This window comes from Streptomyces azureus (assembly GCF_001270025.1).
GTDB lineage: Bacteria > Actinomycetota > Actinomycetes > Streptomycetales > Streptomycetaceae > Streptomyces > Streptomyces azureus.
The window spans coordinates 1-17,456 of record NZ_DF968293.1; the positions used below are offsets into that span (position 1 = coordinate 1).

General features: G+C 71.8%; 14 protein-coding genes and 1 pseudogene. 5 read left to right on the plus strand and 10 right to left on the minus strand.

From position 1 onward, the window contains the following. The coding region (pabB, locus tag AOQ53_RS19385; protein ID WP_059418989.1) for an aminodeoxychorismate synthase component I at nucleotides 1–1,291 on the plus strand (1,291 nt) is incomplete at its 5' end. A gap of 57 nt (nucleotides 1,292–1,348) precedes the next feature. Here the strand turns inward: pabB and pdxR are convergent. Continuing rightward, a complete protein-coding gene (gene pdxR, locus AOQ53_RS19390; RefSeq protein ID WP_059418990.1) occupies nucleotides 1,349–2,737 on the minus strand; it encodes a MocR-like pyridoxine biosynthesis transcription factor PdxR in 1,389 nt (462 codons plus the stop codon). Between the two features lie 47 nt (nucleotides 2,738–2,784). Here pdxR and AOQ53_RS19395 point away from each other — a divergent pair, with 47 nt between their 5' ends. Genes AOQ53_RS19395 through AOQ53_RS19405 form a run of 3 tightly spaced genes read left to right on the plus strand, consistent with a single transcriptional unit; the run spans nucleotide 2,785 to nucleotide 4,453 of the window. Beyond that, complete coding sequence (locus AOQ53_RS19395; protein ID WP_059418992.1) at nucleotides 2,785–3,294, plus strand: carboxymuconolactone decarboxylase family protein; 510 nt, start codon at nucleotides 2,785–2,787, stop codon at nucleotides 3,292–3,294. Then, the gene (locus AOQ53_RS19400) at nucleotides 3,291–3,737 is read left to right on the plus strand and encodes a carboxymuconolactone decarboxylase family protein (protein ID WP_059418994.1); all 447 of its coding nucleotides are present in this window, start codon (nucleotides 3,291–3,293) and stop codon (nucleotides 3,735–3,737) included. Before AOQ53_RS19395 ends, AOQ53_RS19400 begins: the two co-directional genes overlap by 4 nt. Continuing rightward, a complete protein-coding gene (locus AOQ53_RS19405) occupies nucleotides 3,734–4,453 on the plus strand; it encodes an isocitrate lyase/PEP mutase family protein (RefSeq protein ID WP_059418996.1) in 720 nt (239 codons plus the stop codon). Before AOQ53_RS19400 ends, AOQ53_RS19405 begins: the two co-directional genes overlap by 4 nt. A 6-nt stretch (nucleotides 4,454–4,459) precedes the next feature. Here AOQ53_RS19405 and AOQ53_RS19410 read toward each other — a convergent pair whose 3' ends face one another. From AOQ53_RS19410 to AOQ53_RS19430, 5 genes are all read right to left on the minus strand, one after another. Next, nucleotides 4,460–5,416, minus strand: coding sequence for an ABC transporter substrate-binding protein (locus AOQ53_RS19410; protein ID WP_059418998.1), 957 nt, complete (start codon nucleotides 5,414–5,416; stop codon nucleotides 4,460–4,462). A gap of 1 nt (nucleotide 5,417) precedes the next feature. Next, complete coding sequence (locus AOQ53_RS19415) at nucleotides 5,418–7,367, minus strand: ABC transporter permease (RefSeq protein WP_059418999.1); 1,950 nt, start codon at nucleotides 7,365–7,367, stop codon at nucleotides 5,418–5,420. After that, nucleotides 7,367–8,476: a quaternary amine ABC transporter ATP-binding protein gene (locus tag AOQ53_RS19420; RefSeq protein ID WP_059419000.1), complete on the minus strand. Its 1,110-nt coding sequence runs from the start codon at nucleotides 8,474–8,476 to the stop codon at nucleotides 7,367–7,369. The genes AOQ53_RS19415 and AOQ53_RS19420 overlap by 1 nt, the downstream gene beginning before the upstream one ends. Further along, complete coding sequence (locus AOQ53_RS19425; protein ID WP_059419002.1) at nucleotides 8,473–10,005, minus strand: GMC family oxidoreductase; 1,533 nt, start codon at nucleotides 10,003–10,005, stop codon at nucleotides 8,473–8,475. The genes AOQ53_RS19420 and AOQ53_RS19425 overlap by 4 nt, the downstream gene beginning before the upstream one ends. A gap of 87 nt (nucleotides 10,006–10,092) precedes the next feature. After that, a complete protein-coding gene (locus AOQ53_RS19430; protein WP_059419003.1) occupies nucleotides 10,093–11,613 on the minus strand; it encodes an aldehyde dehydrogenase family protein in 1,521 nt (506 codons plus the stop codon). A gap of 330 nt (nucleotides 11,614–11,943) precedes the next feature. Between AOQ53_RS19430 and AOQ53_RS47730 the strand changes: the two are divergent. After that, nucleotides 11,944–12,228, plus strand: a pseudogene (locus tag AOQ53_RS47730) (hypothetical protein); the annotation flags it as partial. Nucleotides 12,229–12,797: 569 nt separating this feature from the next. Here AOQ53_RS47730 and AOQ53_RS46365 read toward each other — a convergent pair. From AOQ53_RS46365 to AOQ53_RS19455, 4 genes are all read right to left on the minus strand, one after another. After that, the gene (locus AOQ53_RS46365) at nucleotides 12,798–13,448 is read right to left on the minus strand and encodes a hypothetical protein (protein ID WP_236711731.1); all 651 of its coding nucleotides are present in this window, start codon (nucleotides 13,446–13,448) and stop codon (nucleotides 12,798–12,800) included. Between the two features lie 218 nt (nucleotides 13,449–13,666). Next, a complete protein-coding gene (locus AOQ53_RS19445) occupies nucleotides 13,667–14,044 on the minus strand; it encodes a hypothetical protein (protein WP_059419008.1) in 378 nt (125 codons plus the stop codon). Then, nucleotides 14,037–15,755 (minus strand): hypothetical protein, encoded by a 1,719-nt coding sequence (locus tag AOQ53_RS19450; protein WP_236711732.1) that lies wholly within the window; start codon nucleotides 15,753–15,755, stop codon nucleotides 14,037–14,039. The genes AOQ53_RS19445 and AOQ53_RS19450 overlap by 8 nt, the downstream gene beginning before the upstream one ends. Nucleotides 15,756–15,967: 212 nt before the next feature. After that, complete coding sequence (locus AOQ53_RS19455; RefSeq protein ID WP_059419011.1) at nucleotides 15,968–16,957, minus strand: malate dehydrogenase; 990 nt, start codon at nucleotides 16,955–16,957, stop codon at nucleotides 15,968–15,970. Nucleotides 16,958–17,456 lie beyond the last annotated feature (499 nt).

Consider the following 17,456-nt stretch of genomic DNA (forward strand, 5'->3'; position numbering starts at 1 on the left):
GATCGAGCGGGCGGGGCGGCCGGTGCGGAAGGTCGCGGCCAGTGTGTTCGACTACCTCAAGCGGCAGTTGACCAGCCGCCGGGTGGACGCGACCGGGCTGCCGTTCGACTTCACCGGGGGATACGTCGGCTACTTCGGCTATGAGGTGAAGGCGGACTGCGGGTCGCCCAACCGCCACCGCTCCCAGGTCCCGGACGCCGCCTGGCTGTTCGCCGACCGGGTGATCGCGGTGGACCACCAGGAGGGCTTCACGTACGCCGTCTGCCTGGCTGAGGACACCCCGCAGGCCGCTCGGGAGGCCGCCGACTGGCTGGAGAGCGTGCTGGCCGACCTCACCTGCGTGGCGACGGAGCGGCCGCCCCTGCCCGTGCCGGCGGGTCCGGCGGACCCCGGCGCCGCCGAGCCGTGGCTGGTGCGCGACCGGGCGACGTATCTCGCGGACATCGAGGCGTGCAAGCGGGAGTTGCGGGCGGGCACCAGTTACGAGGTCTGCCTGACCAACGCCGCCCGGCTGCCCGCACCGCCCGACGCGTTCGAGTTCTACCGGACGCTGCGCCGCGACAACCCGGCCCCGTACGCGGCGTTCCTTAGGTTCGGGGAGCTGGAGGTGGCAGGGTCCTCGCCCGAGCGGTTCCTGCGGATCGGGCGGGACGGCACGGCCGAGGCCAGGCCCATCAAGGGGACCGCGCCAAGGGGTGACGGGCCGGAGGAGGACGCACGGCTGCGGGACGCGCTGGTGTCGGACGCCAAGACCAGGGCCGAGAACCTGATGATCGTCGACGTGCTCCGCAATGACCTGGGACGGGTCTGCCGGACCGGGTCGGTGCGGGTCTCCAAGCTCATGGCCACGGAGACGTACGCCACCGTGCACCAGCTCGTCTCGACCGTGGGGGGCAGGCTGCGGGCGGACACGGACGCGGTGGACTGTGTCCGGGCCTGTTTTCCCGGCGGCTCGATGACCGGCGCGCCGAAGCTGCGCACGCTGGAGATCATCGACTCGCTGGAGTCCGAGGCCCGGGGCGTGTACTCGGGCACCCTCGGTTACTTCGGGTGCGGCGGCGGTGCGGATCTCAGCATCGTCATCCGTACCGCGGTGTTCGCCGACGGCCAGATGCACCTGGGCGCGGGCGGAGCGATCGTCCTCGGCTCCGATCCGGACGCGGAGTACGAGGAGATGCTGCTGAAGACCGCGGCCCCGATGCGGGCCCTGCACCAGCACACGGCCGACCGGATCCGGCAGCAGGCCCCGCCTGGGGACAGAGCCGGGGCGGCCGAGGAGGGGCGGCGCTGACGAGTTTCGTCGCGGACTCGTGGCTGGTGCGCGAGGGCCGGAGGCGAATTCGCGCGATTATCCGGGCAGTACCGCGCACAGCGCGTCCAGCGCCCCCGACCACGCGTGGTCCGGCGGTCTCCCGTAGCCGACGACCAGGGCGTCGGCCGGCTCGACGACCGAGGCGGCGTGCCGGTAGCGGGTGAGCCCGTGGACCGCCAGGCCCTGCCAGTGGGCCGCCTGGAGCACCGGCTGCTCGGTGCCGGACGGCAGCCGCAGCAGGACGTGCAGGCCGGCCGCGATGCCGGTGACCTGGGCTTCGGAGGTCCTGGCCGCGACGGCGGCGACCAGGGCGTCCCGACGGCGCCGGTAGTGCAGGCGGGTCGCGCGGACATGGCGGTCGTAGGCCCCGGACGTGAGGAACTCCGCCAGGGTCAGCTGGTCCAGCACTCCGCAGGTGTCGACCCCGCCCTTGGCCGCCGCGGTCTCCTCCGCGAGGCCCGGCGGCAGCACCATCCAGGCCAGCCGCAGCCCAGGTGCCAGGGACTTGCTCGCGGTGCCCAGGTAGACCACCCGGTCGGGGTCCAGGCCCTGGAGCGCGCCCACGGGCTGACGGTCGTAGCGGAACTCGCCGTCATAGTCGTCCTCCAGCACCAGCCCGCCGGTGCGGCGCGCCCAGTCCACGACGGCCGCGCGGCGGTCACGGTGCAGGGGGACGCCCATGGGGAACTGGTGGGCGGGCGTGAGGAGGACCGCGTCGGCGACGGACAACGCGCTCGGGTCGGTGCCCAGTCGGTCGAAGGGCAGCGGGACCGTGTGCAGACCGGACGCGGCCAGGAGCCTGAAGTGCACATCGAGCCCGTACGACTCGACGGCGACCGTCCGTGCCCCGCGCGCCCGCAGGGCCGTGCCGAGCAGCTTCAGGCCGTGCGCGAACCCGGCGCACACCACGATCCGTCCGGGCTCGGCGCGTACGCCCCGGGCCCGGGAGAGGTAGCCGGCGAGCGCGGCGCGCAGCTCGGGGTTGCCGCGGGGGTCGCCGTAGTCGAGGGCGTGGTGGGGCGCGGCGGTCAGGGCGCGGCGGGCAGCCTTGAGCCACTCCGCGCGCGGGAAGGAGGCCAGGTCGGGGCCGCCGGGGCGCAGGTCGTAGGCAGGGCGAGCGCGTTCGCGGGGGTGGGGTGCCGTGCCCGCCGGCGGGACCACCGTCCGGCCGGCGACCCGGGTCCCCGAGCCCTGCCGGGCGGTGAGCCAGCCCTCGGCGACCAGATCGGCGTAGGCGTCGGCGACCGTGTTGCGGGCGATGCCCAGGTCGGCGGCGAGCGCGCGGGAGGAGGGCAACCGGGTGCCGGGGGCCAGCCGGCCGGAGCGCACCGCCTCGCGCAGGGCGTCGGTCAGCCCCCGGCGCAGGCCCGGGCCGGTCGGCTCCAGGTGCAGGTCGATGCCCAAAGTGGCCCACTGTTCCGCCATGGAAATGGACCATACCCCTGGGCTGCTTCCTTCCTAGGGTCGAGGGCATGACGACGCACACCGATGACACGACGACCGTGGAGTACGCCCCCGAGCGGCCCGCCCGCCTGGAGTGGGCCAAGCACGCGCCCGAGGTCTACAAGGCGATGGTCCGGCTGGAGATCGCCGCCCGGCAGGGCCTCGACCACAAGCTGTACGAGCTGGTGAAGATCCGCGCCTCCCAGATCAACCACTGCGCGTTCTGCATCGACATGCACACCAAGGACGCCCTCGCGACGGGCGAGAGCGTCGAGCGGATTCTCCAGCTCAGCGCCTGGGACGAGTCGCGGCACTTCTACACCGCGAAGGAGCTCGCGGCCCTGGAGCTGACGGAGGCCGTGACGGTTCTGACGGACGGCTTCGTGCCGGACGAGGTGTACGAGAACGCCGCCAGGCACTTCGAGGAGGCCGAGCTGGCGCAGCTGATCGCCGCGATCACGGCGATCAACGCCTGGAACCGGTTCGGGGTGACGTGCCGTATGGCGCCGGGACACTACCAGCCGGGCCAGTACAAGTGACGGCTCGGACCCGGCTGCTGGACCCGGCGGTCGGCCGGGCCATGTCCGCGCTCAGCAAGGTCGCCAAGCAAGGCCTGGGCGACCCGGCCCTGGCCGAGCTCGTCGTGCTCCGCGCCTCGCAGCTCAACCACTGCGCGTTCTGCCTGGACATGCATCTCGCGATCGCCCGCGAGTACGGGGTGAATGAGCGGCAGCTCGATCTGCTGGCCGCGTGGGAGGAGGCCGAGGACGTCTTCGACGAGCGGGAGCGGGCCGCGCTGGCGCTGACGGAGGCGGTGACCGTGCTGACCGCCGGTTTTGTGCCGGACGAGGTGTACGAGCAGGCCGCGAAGCACTTCGACGAGGTCCGGCTGGCCCATCTGATCGGCCTGATCGTCGCCATCAACAACTGGAACCGGGTGATGGTCAGCCGCCGGATCCCGCCGGGGGGTTACACGCCATGAGCAAAGCCGATGTCTTCCGCGCCCTGCACCACCACCGGGCGCCCGGCGATCCCCTGGTCCTGCCCGGGCCCTGGGACGCGGCCAGCGCCCGGGTGTTCGCCGAGGCCGGGTTCCCGGCACTCGCCACGCCCAGTGCCGGTGTCGCCGCCTCCCTCGGCTACGAGGACGGGCAGGTCCCGGCCGACGAGATGTTCGCGGCGGTCGCCCGGATCGTCCGGGCCGTCGACGTGCCGGTGTCGGCGGATGTCGAGGGCGGGTACGGGCTCGCGCCGAAGGAGCTGGTGGAGCGGCTGCTGGAGACGGGGGTGGTGGGCTGCAACCTGGAGGACTCCGCCGACGGCGTCCTCAGGGACCCGCGCGAGCATGCCGACTGGCTGGCCGAGGTGCAGTCGGAGGCCGCCGGCCGGCTCTTCGTCAACGCGCGCGTGGACACCTTCGTCCGCGGAGTCGCCGACCCGGAGCGGGCCATCGAGCGGGCCGCGATGTACGTCGCCGCGGGCGCCGACTGCGTCTACCCGATCGGCGCCCCGCCGGACGTGCTGCCACTGCTGCGGGCCGGGATCCAGGGGCCGATCAACGTGGGCGCCCCGGTCGGCGAAGGCCCCTCGCCCGCCGAACTCGGCGCGCGAGGGGCCACCCGGATCACCTTCGGGCCGGGGCTCCAGCGGCGGGCCACCCGCGTACTGCGGGAGATCGCCGCCGGTCTGCGACCGTAGGGACGCTCAGGACAGCCACTTCTTCCACGTGGACTTGTGGCTGTCCACCCACTTCTTCGCCGCGTCCTCCGGCGCCATCTTCTTGTCGGCGATCATCAGGGAGACCTCGTTCTGGTCCTCGGTCGTCCACTTGAACTTCTTCAGGAAGGCCGCCGCCTTGCCGCCGTTCTTCGCGAAGCCCGAGTTCAGGTACTTCTGCAGTGGCGTGTGCGGGTAGGCGCAGGCGACCTTCTCCGGGTCGGCGTCGCAGCCCTCCTTGTACGGCGGCAGCTTCACCTCGGTCATGGGGACCTTCTTGAAGAGCCACTGGGGGGTGTACCAGTAGGTGAGGAAGGGCTTCTTCTCCTTGGCGAACTGCCTCATCTGCGTGATCTGCGCCGCCTCGGAGCCCGCGAACACCACCTGGTAGTCCAGCTTCAGGTTCTTCACCAGCGCCTTGTCGTTGGTGACGTAGGACGGTGAACCGTCCATCAGCTGGCCCTTGTCGCCGCTCTCCGGAGTGCGGAACAGGTGGGAGTACTTGTTGAGGTTCTTCCAGTTCGTGATGTCCGGGTGCTGCCTGGCGAGGTACGTCGGGACGAACCAGCCGATGTGACCGGTGACGCCGAGTTCGCCGCCGCGGGCGATCGTCTTCTTGTCCTTGACGTACCGCTGCTCCTGCTCGGGGTGGCCCCAGTCCTCCAGGAGCGCGTCGACGCGGCCCTGGCTGAGGGCGTCCCAGGCGGGCACCTCGTCGACCTGGACGGTGTCGACGCGGTAGCCCAGCTCGTGCTCCAGGATGTACTGGGCGACGGCCACGTTGGCCTGGGCGCCCACCCAGGACTGCACGGACAGGGTCACGGTCTTGGCGCCCTGCGCGCCCGCGAAGGGCGAGGCCTGCTTGGTCATGTCGGCGGCGCCGCAGCCGGTGAGCAGCGCCAGGGAGCTCAGAGCGGCGACGAGGGCCGTCTTGCGGACTCGCATGTCACGCTCCCTTCTTCGCGCGGCGTTCGGTGGGCTGGGTCACCCGGTCGAGCATCAGGCCGAGGCAGACGATCGCCGCGCCGGCCACCAGACCGGTCGCCAGGTCGCCCTGGGCGAGGCCGAAGACGACGTCGTAGCCGAGCGCGCCACCGCCGACCAGGCCGCCGATGACGACGACGGCGAGGACCAGGACGAGGCCCTGGTTGACGGCGAGCAGCAGGGCGGGGCGGGCCAGTGGAAGCTGGACCTGCCGCAGCTGTTGCCAGCTGGTCGCGCCGAGCGAACCGGAGGCCTCCAGCGCGGCCGGGTCGACCTGGCGCAGGCCCTGGGTGGTGATGCGGACGACGGCCGGGAGCGCGTACACGATCGCGGCCGCGACGGCCGGGGCGCGGCCGACGCCGAACAGGGCGACGACCGGAATCAGGTACACGAACTGCGGCATCGTCTGGAAGACGTCCAGGACCGGGCGCAGCAGCCGCTCCAGGCGGTCGCTGCGGGCCGCCGCGATGCCGGTGGCGAAGCCGACGACGAGGGTGACGGCGACGGCCGCCAGGACCTGCGACAGCGTGTCCAGCGACGGCTGCCAGACGCCGAGGACGCCGATCGCGGCCATGGCGAGGACGGCGGTGAGCGCGGTGCGCCAGGTGCCGATCACCCAGGCCAGGGCGGCGACGATCAGCAGGACCGACCACCAGGGCAGCCACTGGAGGCCGTCGCGCACCGGGTCGAGGACCCAGGTGGTGAAGTGGCCGGCCCAGTCGGCGGTGCCGCCGATGACGGGGACGCCCGAGTACAGGTGCGCGGTCATCCAGTCGACGGCGCGGTTGACGGGCTCGGCGATGCCGACGATCCAGGCTTCGGGCCAGTCGAGCCGGCCCGTGAAACGCCCGGCGAGCGCCACGGCGACCACGCCGATGAGGGCGAGGAGCCAGCCGAGTCCGCTGCGGGGCTCCGGTTCGGCGCCGAGCTTCTCCCCCGCCGCGCCGGTGACGCGGTCCAGGACGACGGCCAGCAGCACGATCGGGATACCGGCGGCGAGCGCGGCGCCCACGTCGACCGAGGCCAGCGCCTGGTAGACGCGGTCACCGAGACCGCCCGCGCCGATGACGGCCGCGATGACGGCCATGGACAGCGCCATCATGATCGTCTGGTTGACGCCGAGCAGGAGTTCCTTGCGGGCCAGCGGGAGCCGGGCGGTCAGCAGCCGCTGCCGTGCGGTGGAGCCGAGCGACTCGACGGCCTCCAGCACCTCCTTGTCGGCGCCGCGCAGACCGAGCGAGGTCAGACGGGCCATGGGCGGGGCGGCGTAGATGACAGTGGCCAGGACGGCCGCCGGGACGCCGATGCCGAAGACCAGCACGACCGGCAGCAGGTAGGCGAAGGCGGGCAGCACCTGCATGGTGTCCAGGACCGGGCGCAGGACGCGGTCCATCCGGTCGGACAGCCCGGCGGCAAGCCCGAGCAGCATGCCGACGACGACCGACGCGACGACCGCGACGACCATCAGGGCGAGCGTCTGCATGGTCGGCACCCACATGCCGAGCAGGCCGCAGGCGAGGAACGCGACGGCCGTGCCGAGCGCGAGCCGGACGCCCGCCACGCGCCAGGCGACCAGCGCGCCCAGGGCCGTGACGCCCGCCCAGCCGATGGCGAGGAGGGTGAGGTAGACGGCCCGCACGGCGATCACGACGACGTTGCTGACGTGGCCGAAGAAGTACAGGAACAGCGGGTGGCTGTCGCGGTTGTCGATGATCCAGTCGCTGGCCTTGGCGAGCGGCTCGGAGAAGTCGACGGTCAGTGCGCTCGGCCAGGTGCCGCTCGCCCAGCGGGCGTTGGCCAGCGGGACGAGGATCGCGGCGGCCAGGGCGAGCAGCAGCAGCTTGCGGACAGCCGGGTGCCTGAGGAGGCCGGGCAGGCCGATACGGGGCGGGGAGGCGGTGATGGTCGCCATCACACCGCCTCCTTGGGCTGCTCGGTCCCCGGCGGGGCGGGCTGCTCGGTGCCGGCGACGACGCCGATCAGTGTGTCGGAGTCGATCACGCCCACGCAGCGGCCCTTGTCCATGACACGGGCCGGTGCGCCGGCGCGGGCGACCGCCTCGATCGCCTCGGAGACCGTCGCCTCGGGCCGGACCGCCGGTCCGCTGCCGTCCTGGTCCGCCGAGGGGCGGCGCATGGCCGTGCGGACGGTCATGACCTGCTCGCGCGGGACGTCCCGGACGAACTCGCGGACGTAGTCGTCGGCGGGCGAGCCGACGATCTCCTCGGGCGTGCCGAGCTGCACGACCCGGCCGTCGCGCATCAGGGCGATGCGGTCGCCCAGCTTGAGGGCCTCGTTGAGGTCGTGGGTGATGAAGACCATCGTGCGGCCCTCCTCCTGGTGCAGCCTGACGACCTCCTCCTGCATGTCGCGCCGGATCATCGGGTCCAGCGCGCTGAACGGCTCGTCGAACAGCAGGACTTCGGGGTCGACGGCGAGCGCGCGGGCCAGGCCCACGCGCTGCTGCTGGCCGCCGGAGAGCTGGCCGGGGCGGCGGTGCTCCATGCCTTCCAGGCCGACCTTGGCGACGACCTCGGCGGCACGCTCACGCCGCTCCGCCTTGCCCATGCCCTGGATCTCCAGACCGTAGGCGACGTTGTCGAGGACCGTGCGGTGCGGCAGCAGGCCGAAGTGCTGGAAGACCATGGCGGCGCGGTGGCGGCGCAGTTCGCGCAGCCGGGAGCGGTCCATGGCGCGGACGTCCTCGCCGTCGATGGCGATGATGCCGGCGGTCGGTTCGATCAGCCGGGTCAGACAGCGCACCAGCGTGGACTTGCCGGAGCCGGACAGGCCCATGACGACGAAGACCTCGCCCTTGCGTACGTCGAAGCTGACGTCCCGGACGGCGGCCGTGCAGCCGGTGCGGGCGCGCAGCTCGGCGGGGTCGAGGGCGGTGAGCTCGGGGTCGGCGGGAACGCGGTCGGCCTTGGGGCCGAACACCTTCCACAGGCCCTCCACCGAGAAGACGGGCGTGGTGGTGTCCATGGTCTGCTCCGTGGGGGGTTCGAGGGTCGCGGTCATCGGGAACCACCACCGATCAGCTCGGCGGCCTTCTCCCCGACCATGAGCACGCCGATCATCGGGTTGACGGTGGTCATGGTGGGGAACACGGAGGCGTCGGCGATGCGGATGCCTTCCAGGCCGCGGATACGCAACTCCGGGTCGACGACCGCGAGCCGGTCGTCGATGCCGCCCATCTTGCAGGTGCCGGCGGGGTGGTAGACGGTGTGCGCGACCTTGCGGGCGTACTCGCCGAGTTCCTCGTCGCCGGTGACGTCCGGGCCGGGGGCCACCTCGCGCTTGAGCCAGCCGGCCAGCGGTTCGGTCTTGGCGATCTCGCGGGCGATCTTGATGCCGTCGACGAGGGTACGGCCGTCGTAGTCGTCCTCGTCGGTGAAGTAGCGGAAGTCCAGGGCGGGCTTGACCTCGGGGTCGGCGCTGGTCAGGTACAGCCGGCCGCGGCTCTTCGGCTTGGGGATGTTCGGGGTCATCGAGACGCCGAACTCCGGCCGCTGGTAGCCCAGTCGCTCCGGGTTGTCCGTGAAGGGGATCTGGTAGAAGTGGAACATCAGGTCGGGGTGCGGCAGTTCGGGGTCGCGGCGCACGAACAGGCCCGCGTCCGAGTCCATCGCGGAGTTCTCCGGGATGGGGCCGTTGGTCTCCCACACGATGACCGACTCGGGGTGGTCGAGCAGGTTCTCGCCGACGCCCGGCAGGTCGTGCGCGACGGGGATGCCGAGCTTCTCCAGGTCCGCCTTCGGGCCGATGCCGGAGTGCATCAGCAGCCGGGGCGAGTCGACGGCGCCGGCGCACAGCAGGACCTCGCCCCGGGCCCTGACGAGGATCTCCTCGCCCTCCTTGGTGCGTACGTGCACGCCCTCGGCGCGGTTGCCGTTCAGCTCCAGCTTGTACGCCCAGGTCTCCAGCAGGATCGTCAGGTTGGGGCGCTCGTCCATCACCGGGTGCAGGTACGCCACCGACGCCGAGGACCGCTTGTTGTTCTCGGGGTGGTAGGCGAGGTCGAAGAAGCCGACGCCCTCGGTGAACGGCTTCTTGTTGAAGCCGTCGACGCGCGGTACGCCCAGCGCCTCCTGGGCGGCGTCGACGAAGTCGCGGGCGATGGCGTTCCGGTCCCGCTCGTCGACCGGGACGATGTTGTTGAGCAGGCGCGCGAAGTACGCCTCCATCTGCACCGCGCCCCAGCCCTTGGCGCCGGCGGCCTCCCACTCGTCCCAGTCGGCGGGCAGCGGCTTGAAGGCGATCAGCGTGTTGTGCGAGGAGCAGCCGCCCAGAACCCGGGCCCGGCTGTGCCGGATGTGCGAGTTGCCACGTGGCTGCTCGGTGGTGGGGTAGTCGTAGTCGAGTTCGCCGCCCAGCAGGCCCATCCAGCGCCGCAGGGTCAGCACGTCGTCGCGGCCGACGTCGCTCGGGCCGCCCTCGATGACGGCGACGGAGACGTCGGGGTTCTCGGTCAGTCGGGAGGCGATGACGGAACCGGCGGTTCCGCCGCCTATGACGACGTAGTCGAATTCGTGTGTGTTATCGGGCATGGGGGTGGTACTCCAGGGGGGGCTGAGGTCTTTGAGGAGTCGGGGATCCGGGAAACGAGGTGCGAAGGGTGCCGTCGGGAGTGCGGGTCAGCCCGCGAACCAGCGCACCGGCTTCGGTGCGAGGTTCTGGTAGACGTGCTTGGTCTCGCGGTACTCGGCCAGGCCGGCCGGGCCGAGTTCGCGGCCCACTCCGCTCTTGCCGAAGCCGCCCCATTCCGCCTGCGGCAGGTAGGGATGGAAGTCGTTGATCCAGATCGTGCCGTGCCGCAGCCGGGCGGCGACGCGCCGGGCGCGGCCCGCGTCGGTGGTCCAGACGCCGCCCGCGAGCCCGTACTCGGTGTCGTTGGCGAGCGCGACGGCCTCGTCCTCGGTACGGAAGGTCTCGACGGTGAGGACCGGCCCGAAGACCTCCTCCCGTACGACGCGCATCTCGCGGTGGCAGTGGTCGAGGACGGTCGGCTCGTAGAAGTAGCCGTTCTCCGGGCGCTGCGGGGAGGGCTCGGGGCGCTTGCCGCCCGAGCGCAGCACGGCGCCCTCCTTGAGGGCGGACTCGACGTACATCTCGACCTTGGCGCGCTGCTGCTCGGAGACCAGCGGGCCGCACTCGACGCCGTCCTCGGTGCCGCGGCCGAGCCGGATCTTCTCGGCGCGCCGGGCGAGTTCGGTGACGAACCGCTCGCGCACGGACTCCTCGATGATGAGGCGGGCGCCGGCCGAGCAGACCTGGCCGCTGTGGATGAAGGCGGCGTTGAGGGCCTGGTCGACGGCGGTGTCGAAGCCCTCGTCGGTGGCGCAGGCGTCGGCGAAGACGACGTTGGGGTTCTTGCCGCCTAGTTCGAGGGCGACCTTCTTGACGGTGGGCGCAGCGGCCTGGGCCACCTTGGTGCCGCTGATCAGGCCGCCGGTGAAGGAGACCAGGTCGACGTCGGGGTGCTCGGAGAGGCGGGCGCCGACCGAATGACCCGGCCCGGTGACGATGTTGGCGACCCCGGCGGGCAGTCCGGCCTCGACGAGCAGCTCGATCAGCGCGATGGTCGTCATCGGGGTGATCTCGCTCGGCTTGACGACGAAGGTGTTGCCGGCGGCCAGGGCCGGGGCGATCTTCCAGCTGGCCTGGAGCAGAGGGTAGTTCCAGGGCGTGATCATCGAGCAGACGCCGATGGGCTCGTGCACGACGACGCTGTGGATGTCGGGCGAGCCGGCGTCCACGACCCGGCCCGGGTTCTCGGCCGCGACCAGGTCGGCGAAGTACCGGAAGGCGCTGGCGACGTCGTCGATGTCGACGCGCCCTTCCTCGACGGTCTTGCCGGCGTCACGGCTCTCCAGCAGCCCGAGCCGCTCGCGGTCGCGCACGAGCAGGTCGGCGACACGGCGCAGCAGCGCGGCCCGCTCGGCGGCGGGTGTCCGCGGCCACTCCCCCTCGTCGAAGGCGCGCCGGGCGGCGGCGATCGCCAGATCGGTGTCCTTCTCGTCACCCTCCGCGACCACGGCGAACGGCAGGGCGTCCGCAGGGTCGAGGATCTCGCGCGTGGCGCCGGAGACAGCCGCACGCCATTCCCCTCCCGCGTGAATGGTGCTGCGCGCCTGGAGTTCGTTGCTTTCCGCCATGATCGCTTTCGCCTTCCGTTCCTGATCAGCGCCCCTGAGTCACATGTGTGTCACTAAGAGACCGAGTGCGCCTGCCCTGGTCCCCCCGGATGCATGCGCGTCCGTGGCCGAAAGTGCGGTGTGTCACTGGAGATGCGGGCAAATCGCCGCAATACACCCGACTGTCAGAGGCGACGACGTCACGCCACCCGAGGCCGGAAGTTCCGGCGGATCCTCGCCCACCCGCCCGTCGGTCGACTCGCGTACGAGGTCGGCGTGGGCGACATGAGGGCGTACTCCTCGATGAGACAGACGAGCAGCCGCCGCACGCTCGGAGACCGGCCGTCACGCATGGTGAAGGCGGTGAGCCGGCCGGCGTCGCTTTCGGCCCACAGCGCCCCCCGGCGGCCCGAGCGACCTCCCCAGCAGCCGCACGCCCCGGCCGGCCATGACGCAAAGGCTTCCAGCCGGGTCCGGCACCTCGGCTCCCGCAAATCCTTTGACCACTACCTCGGCCAGGACCGCCCGCTCGGCGAGGCCCGGCTGCTGTTCGAGATCTCCGCGAGCCCCGGCGGTGTCTCCCTGCGCGAGCTCAGGAGCCGGCTCGGCCTGGACGCCGGGTACCTGAGCCGGATGGTGAAGGCCCTCGAGACGCAGGGGATGATCCGGACGGGCGTGCATCCGGACGACAACCGGCTGCGGACGGTCGAGCTGAACCTGGCCGGAGGCGTCGAGACCAAGGAGCGGAACCGCCCGGGCCAACACGTTCGCCGCGGGCGTGCTGGAAGGCCTGAGCGCACCCCGGCGGCAGCAGCCCACCGAGGCCATGGCCACCGCCCAGCGCCTGCTGCCGCTGGCCGGCATCACGATCGGACTCGTCGACGGCCATGCCCCGGACGCTCGGGCCTGCCTGGACTCGTACGCCGCCGACATCGGCGCCCGCTTCCCCGAGGGCTTCGGCAAGGCCGGCTCGTGCACCCCGACGAGGTGTCGGGCGACGCCGGCGCGTTCTTGGTCGCGTACGAGGAGGGCCGGCCGGTGGGCCGCGGGGCGCTGCGGCGGCTGGAGCCCGGTGTGGGCGCACGCCTCCCTGACCCAGGCCCAGGCGATGTACCGGTCGTGCGGCTACACGGAGATTCCCCGGTACCACGGGGTGTACGCGGCCTGCTTCTTCGAGAAGCGGCTCGCACGGTGGCAGCCGGGACTCAGCACCCTCCGCCCAGGCAGAAGGAGTCGGCCGCCGTTTCCAGGACCTCGCTCTGCTCGGGGTACGCCTCGGCCGGGCCGGTTGTCAGAACGCCGTACAGCTGGGTCTCGTCGGCGTGGATGACGCGGTAGTGGCTGCGTATCTCCGCTCCCGACTCCTCGCTCTGGTAGGAGTAGGCCAGTTCGGCTGCCTCGCCCCGGGGGTCCGGCACCGGGCCCAGGTCGATACGCCGGTACTCCTTGGTCCGCACCAGATCCTTCTCGGCCGTCTCGAGCGTGCCGAGCGGGGTGGCGCCCGGCTCAGTGACCTTGAAGACCAGGACGTGAGAGGGCGGTTCGCCGCCCGGTTTCTCGTAGTAGTACTTGATGACGCCGTTCTCGCCGGGCTCCGTCCGCTGCCGCCACTCCTGCGGTACGACGATGTCGAACTCCCCTTCCGAGACGCTCCGGTAACCCGGCGGAGGTTCGCTGGGCGACGGGGACGCGGAGGTGCCCTGCGCGCTCTGCCCGGACTCGGACGGCGAGGCGCCGGTGGTCGCCGTGGGGGCGGTGGTCGCGGCAGCGGTGGGCGTGCCGTTGCCGTCACGGCCCGCCAGATACCAGCCGCCGAACCCTGCCCCGGCGCCGACCAGGACGGCGGCCGACACCACCGCGACCACCTTCCCGACGGCCCTGTTCAGGCCTTCTCCAGGACCAGGACCACGACCAGGGCCGGGCGCATGAGCCGTCTCGCCCTCAGGAGCGGAGTCCGGAGTCGGCTCGAACCCGGGACGGGGCGGCGGCGGTGCGGTGTGCGGGCGCCGCGGAGCGCCGGTCTCCCAGCGCTGCGTCTCCGGATTCCACCGCACCTCGCCCTCACCGGCCACGCTCAGCCCCCCGTCAGCGCGCTGACCGCCTGACCCACCGCGGCGGCGGAGGCCAGCAGTCCGGTCAGCGCGCCCGCGTCCGCGAGGGCCTGCCGGAGACGGGCGAGCCGGCCCTCGCCGGCCCGACCGGTCGCCTCGATCTCAGCCTGGGCGCCGACGAGTTCGGCGTCCAGGGCGGCCGTCCGGTCGCTCTGGACCAGCCGGTCGAGGTCGGCGCGGAGTTCGCGCACGGCCCGCAACAATTCCTGCTGCTGGGCGTCCGGTTGCGGAGCGCCCGCGTCCGTCCGGCTGACGATGGTGTTGCTGTCACCGATCGCGAACGATCCGTTGACGTTGCTGATGGTGATGTCGCCTCGACCGGCGCTCCGTTCCTCAGCCATTCCCATCCGCTCCCCGCGTACTCGACGCGCCCGCGACACCGGGCGCCTTGTGGGTGACGACGTTGTTGTCGCCGATGGCGAACGACCCCTTCACGTTCTCGATCAGGGTGCTGCCGCCGCTCACGTTCACGACCTTCTGTGCGAACTCGTCGGTCCGGTAACCCGCTTCCTTCAATACCTGCCGCACGCCCTGTGCGACGCGGTCCTGGATCGACTTCAGATAGCGGCTGACGTCCATGTCCTGGAAGAGCGAGGCCGAGTCACCCGACGCCAGCTCGCGGACCGAGCACGCCGGCCCGTCGGGCAGCGCCCCGCCATAGCCGGCGGTCTGGGTCCGAAAGGTCAGGGAGGCGCCGCGGACCAGTGTCGCGATGGCCTCGATCACCGAGCGAGGCGTGCGCGCCAGAGCCCAGACCGCTTTGCCCAGCGGGGTGTTGTTCCGGTACTGGTGCGCGACGCGGTCCGCGTTCTCGAAATCGGCGCGCACCGGAAGCAGGACGTGCGGCGCGATCTCCAGCATCAGCATCCCGCCCTGGGTGTGCACGCGGACGAAGACGGTCGTGACCACCTCCTCCTCCCAGCCGCCGACCCTGGCGCGCAGGAAGTGCCGTCGTGACTCGCCGCCCTCCTCGACCGACTCGGTGCGGTGCGCGAGGAAGGCGTCCGGGTCGTACGGCGCGAGGTCCCGGCGCGGCAGCCCGGCCACCGGAAGGAACACGCACTCGTCGAGCTCCATGGCGCGCAGCCGGTCCCGCACCGCGTCACCCGCGTGCGGCGAGGGCAGCCGCAGCCTGGCGAGCAATTCGTGGATCTTGTCCAGGATCACCCGGTTGTTGACCGGCAGCGGCGGCTCCGTGCGGTCCGGGTCGGGCCGCAGCTCCACCGCGAGGGTCCAGGTGTCATGGGCCTGCCCGGCACCGCAGAAGGGGTGCGCCCCCTGGTACATGACCAGGGGTGAACGCTGCTCCATGCGGATGCGCTCCCGCAGCCGCTGGAAGCGCCGCCCCGTGAAGTGCTCGGCCGGGTCCGCGGCCGTGTCGCCGAATCGCGACGGGTGCAGCTCCTGCCCAAGCGTCCGGGCGAACTGTTCTTGCTGCGCCGCCACGCACCCCGCCACCAGCGCGAGGACGACGAGCGCGACCCACGCCTGGAGCGGCTTGGTGATCTCACCGGTCGGCTCGGGGACCCCCGCGGGCGTCAAGGCCGCGCCGACCGCGGAGAACACCTGCTCTCCCCCGCCGAAGGCCGCCTGCACCGTCGCACCCAGGAAGCCGATCAGCGTGAGGATGCCCCACCAGCGCATCCACGTGGCAGGCACCCGCCGGTACCAGGGCGGTCGTCTCTTGGGGCCGCGGATCCAGGAGGCGGCCGTGAGCAGAAGATAGGAGAACAGGAAAGAGAGCAGCGAGAACCCGGAAAGCGGGAGGCCCACCACCCACAGCGCCAGGATCGCACCCGCCCACCCCAGTTCGATCCGGCGTGCCCGGAGGGCGTGGGCCAGGACACGCGCCGCGTCGAAGCCGAGGGAGGGGGCGACGATGCGCTCCTCGTGGACGTACAGCTCTTCGATGACCGCGTCGCGGTACGCCGCGTCGAAGTAGGTACCCGCGCACATCAACCGGGTCGCCTCGCTCGCGCCGGGCGGCGCGGGGGGCTCGTCCGGCACCTCGGCGTGCGGCTGCCGCGGTAACTGGGACGTCTGAGTCAACACTGCTCCCCCGAGATGCAATCGACCGTACGTCATGGCGCAATTGCCGTGCGTGACAAGACAGCATAAGGCGAGCACGGCAACGCTGACACCACATTGCGCAACCTGTGCACCCGTCCCCCGCACAGGCCACGGGAGCATCGCAGAACGACGGCAGGCGCCGGTCCTGATTCCGGGACCGGCGCCTGCCGTCTTGGGGTGGTCGACCCGTCGGCTCAGATCAGGCCGAGGGAGCGCACGGCGTCGCGCTCCTCCTCCAGCTCCTTCACCGAGGCGTCGATCCGGGCGCGGGAGAACTCGTTGATCTCCAGGCCCTGGACGATCTCGTACTTGCCGTCCTTGCAGGTGACCGGGAAGGAGGAGATCAGGCCCTCCGGGACGCCGTAGGAGCCGTCCGACGGGATGCCCATGGAGACCCAGTCGCCCTCGGCGGTGCCGTTGACCCAGGTGTGGACGTGGTCGATGGCGGCGTTGGCGGCGGAGGCGGCCGACGAGGCGCCACGGGCCTCGATGATGGCGGCGCCGCGCTTGGCGACGGTCGGGATGAAGTCCTCGGCCAGCCACTTCTCGTCGTTCACGACCTCGGCGGCGTTCTTGCCGGCGACCGTGGCGTGGAAGATGTCCGGGTACTGGGTGGCGGAGTGGTTGCCCCAGATGGTGAGCCGCTTGATGTCGGAGACCGCGGAGCCGGTCTTCTTCGCGAGCTGGGTCAGGGCGCGGTTGTGGTCCAGACGGGTCATCGCGGTGAACCGCTCGGCCGGTACGTCGGGCGCGGCGGCCTGCGCGATGAGCGCGTTCGTGTTGGCCGGGTTGCCGACGACGAGGACCCTCACGTCGTCCGCGGCGTGGTCGTTGATCGCCTTGCCCTGCGGCTTGAAGATGCCGCCGTTGGCCTCCAGCAGGTCGCCGCGCTCCATGCCCTTGGTGCGGGGGCGGGCGCCGACGAGCAGGCCCACGTTGGCGCCGTCGAAGGCGACGTTCGGGTCGTCCGTGATGTCGATGCCCTTCAGGAGCGGGAACGCGCAGTCGTCCAGCTCCATGGCCGTGCCCTCGGCCGCCTTCAGGGCGGGCGTGATCTCCAGCAGGCGCAGCTTCACCGGCACGTCCGCGCCGAGCAGCTGACCGGAGGCGATGCGGAAGAGCAGGGCGTAACCGATCTGGCCGGCCGCGCCGGTGACGGTGACGTTCACGGGAGTGCGGGTCATGGCGTTCTCCGTATGACAGCTGGCGGTGGGGCGTCCCTGCCCCGGACGTTTGATCGATCTCTTGGCGTCAAGAGATCCATCCAGCGGTCAGGCTATCGCGCATCCGGGATCCCGGACGGCCGGGTCGGTGTGGCCCACCCCACAACCCACCCCGCACCCGCACAAAAAGGCGGCCGCCCGTCCGGGAGAGGAGGACGAAGGCGGCCGCCTGGGGGGAACCGACCAAGCCGGACTCCCGTGGGGGTACGGTTCGCATGCCCGCGATTCCGCCGGGCAATCCTCCCTCTGCGAAATTCGTTCCCCGGCCGGTTCTGCTGCCGTGGCCAGGCGGTGAGCACCTGAACCGGGGCAGCCCGAGCCGGGCGCCGCGGTGAGGCGCGATGGATCCCCCGGGCGCGAACCCGACAGCCGGGCGCCCGCCGGACGTCACACGTCCCGCGAGGCGCCAGGCGGTCCCCCTACTCCGTGCAGCCCTGCCGGCCGGACGCGAGCGTGGCGC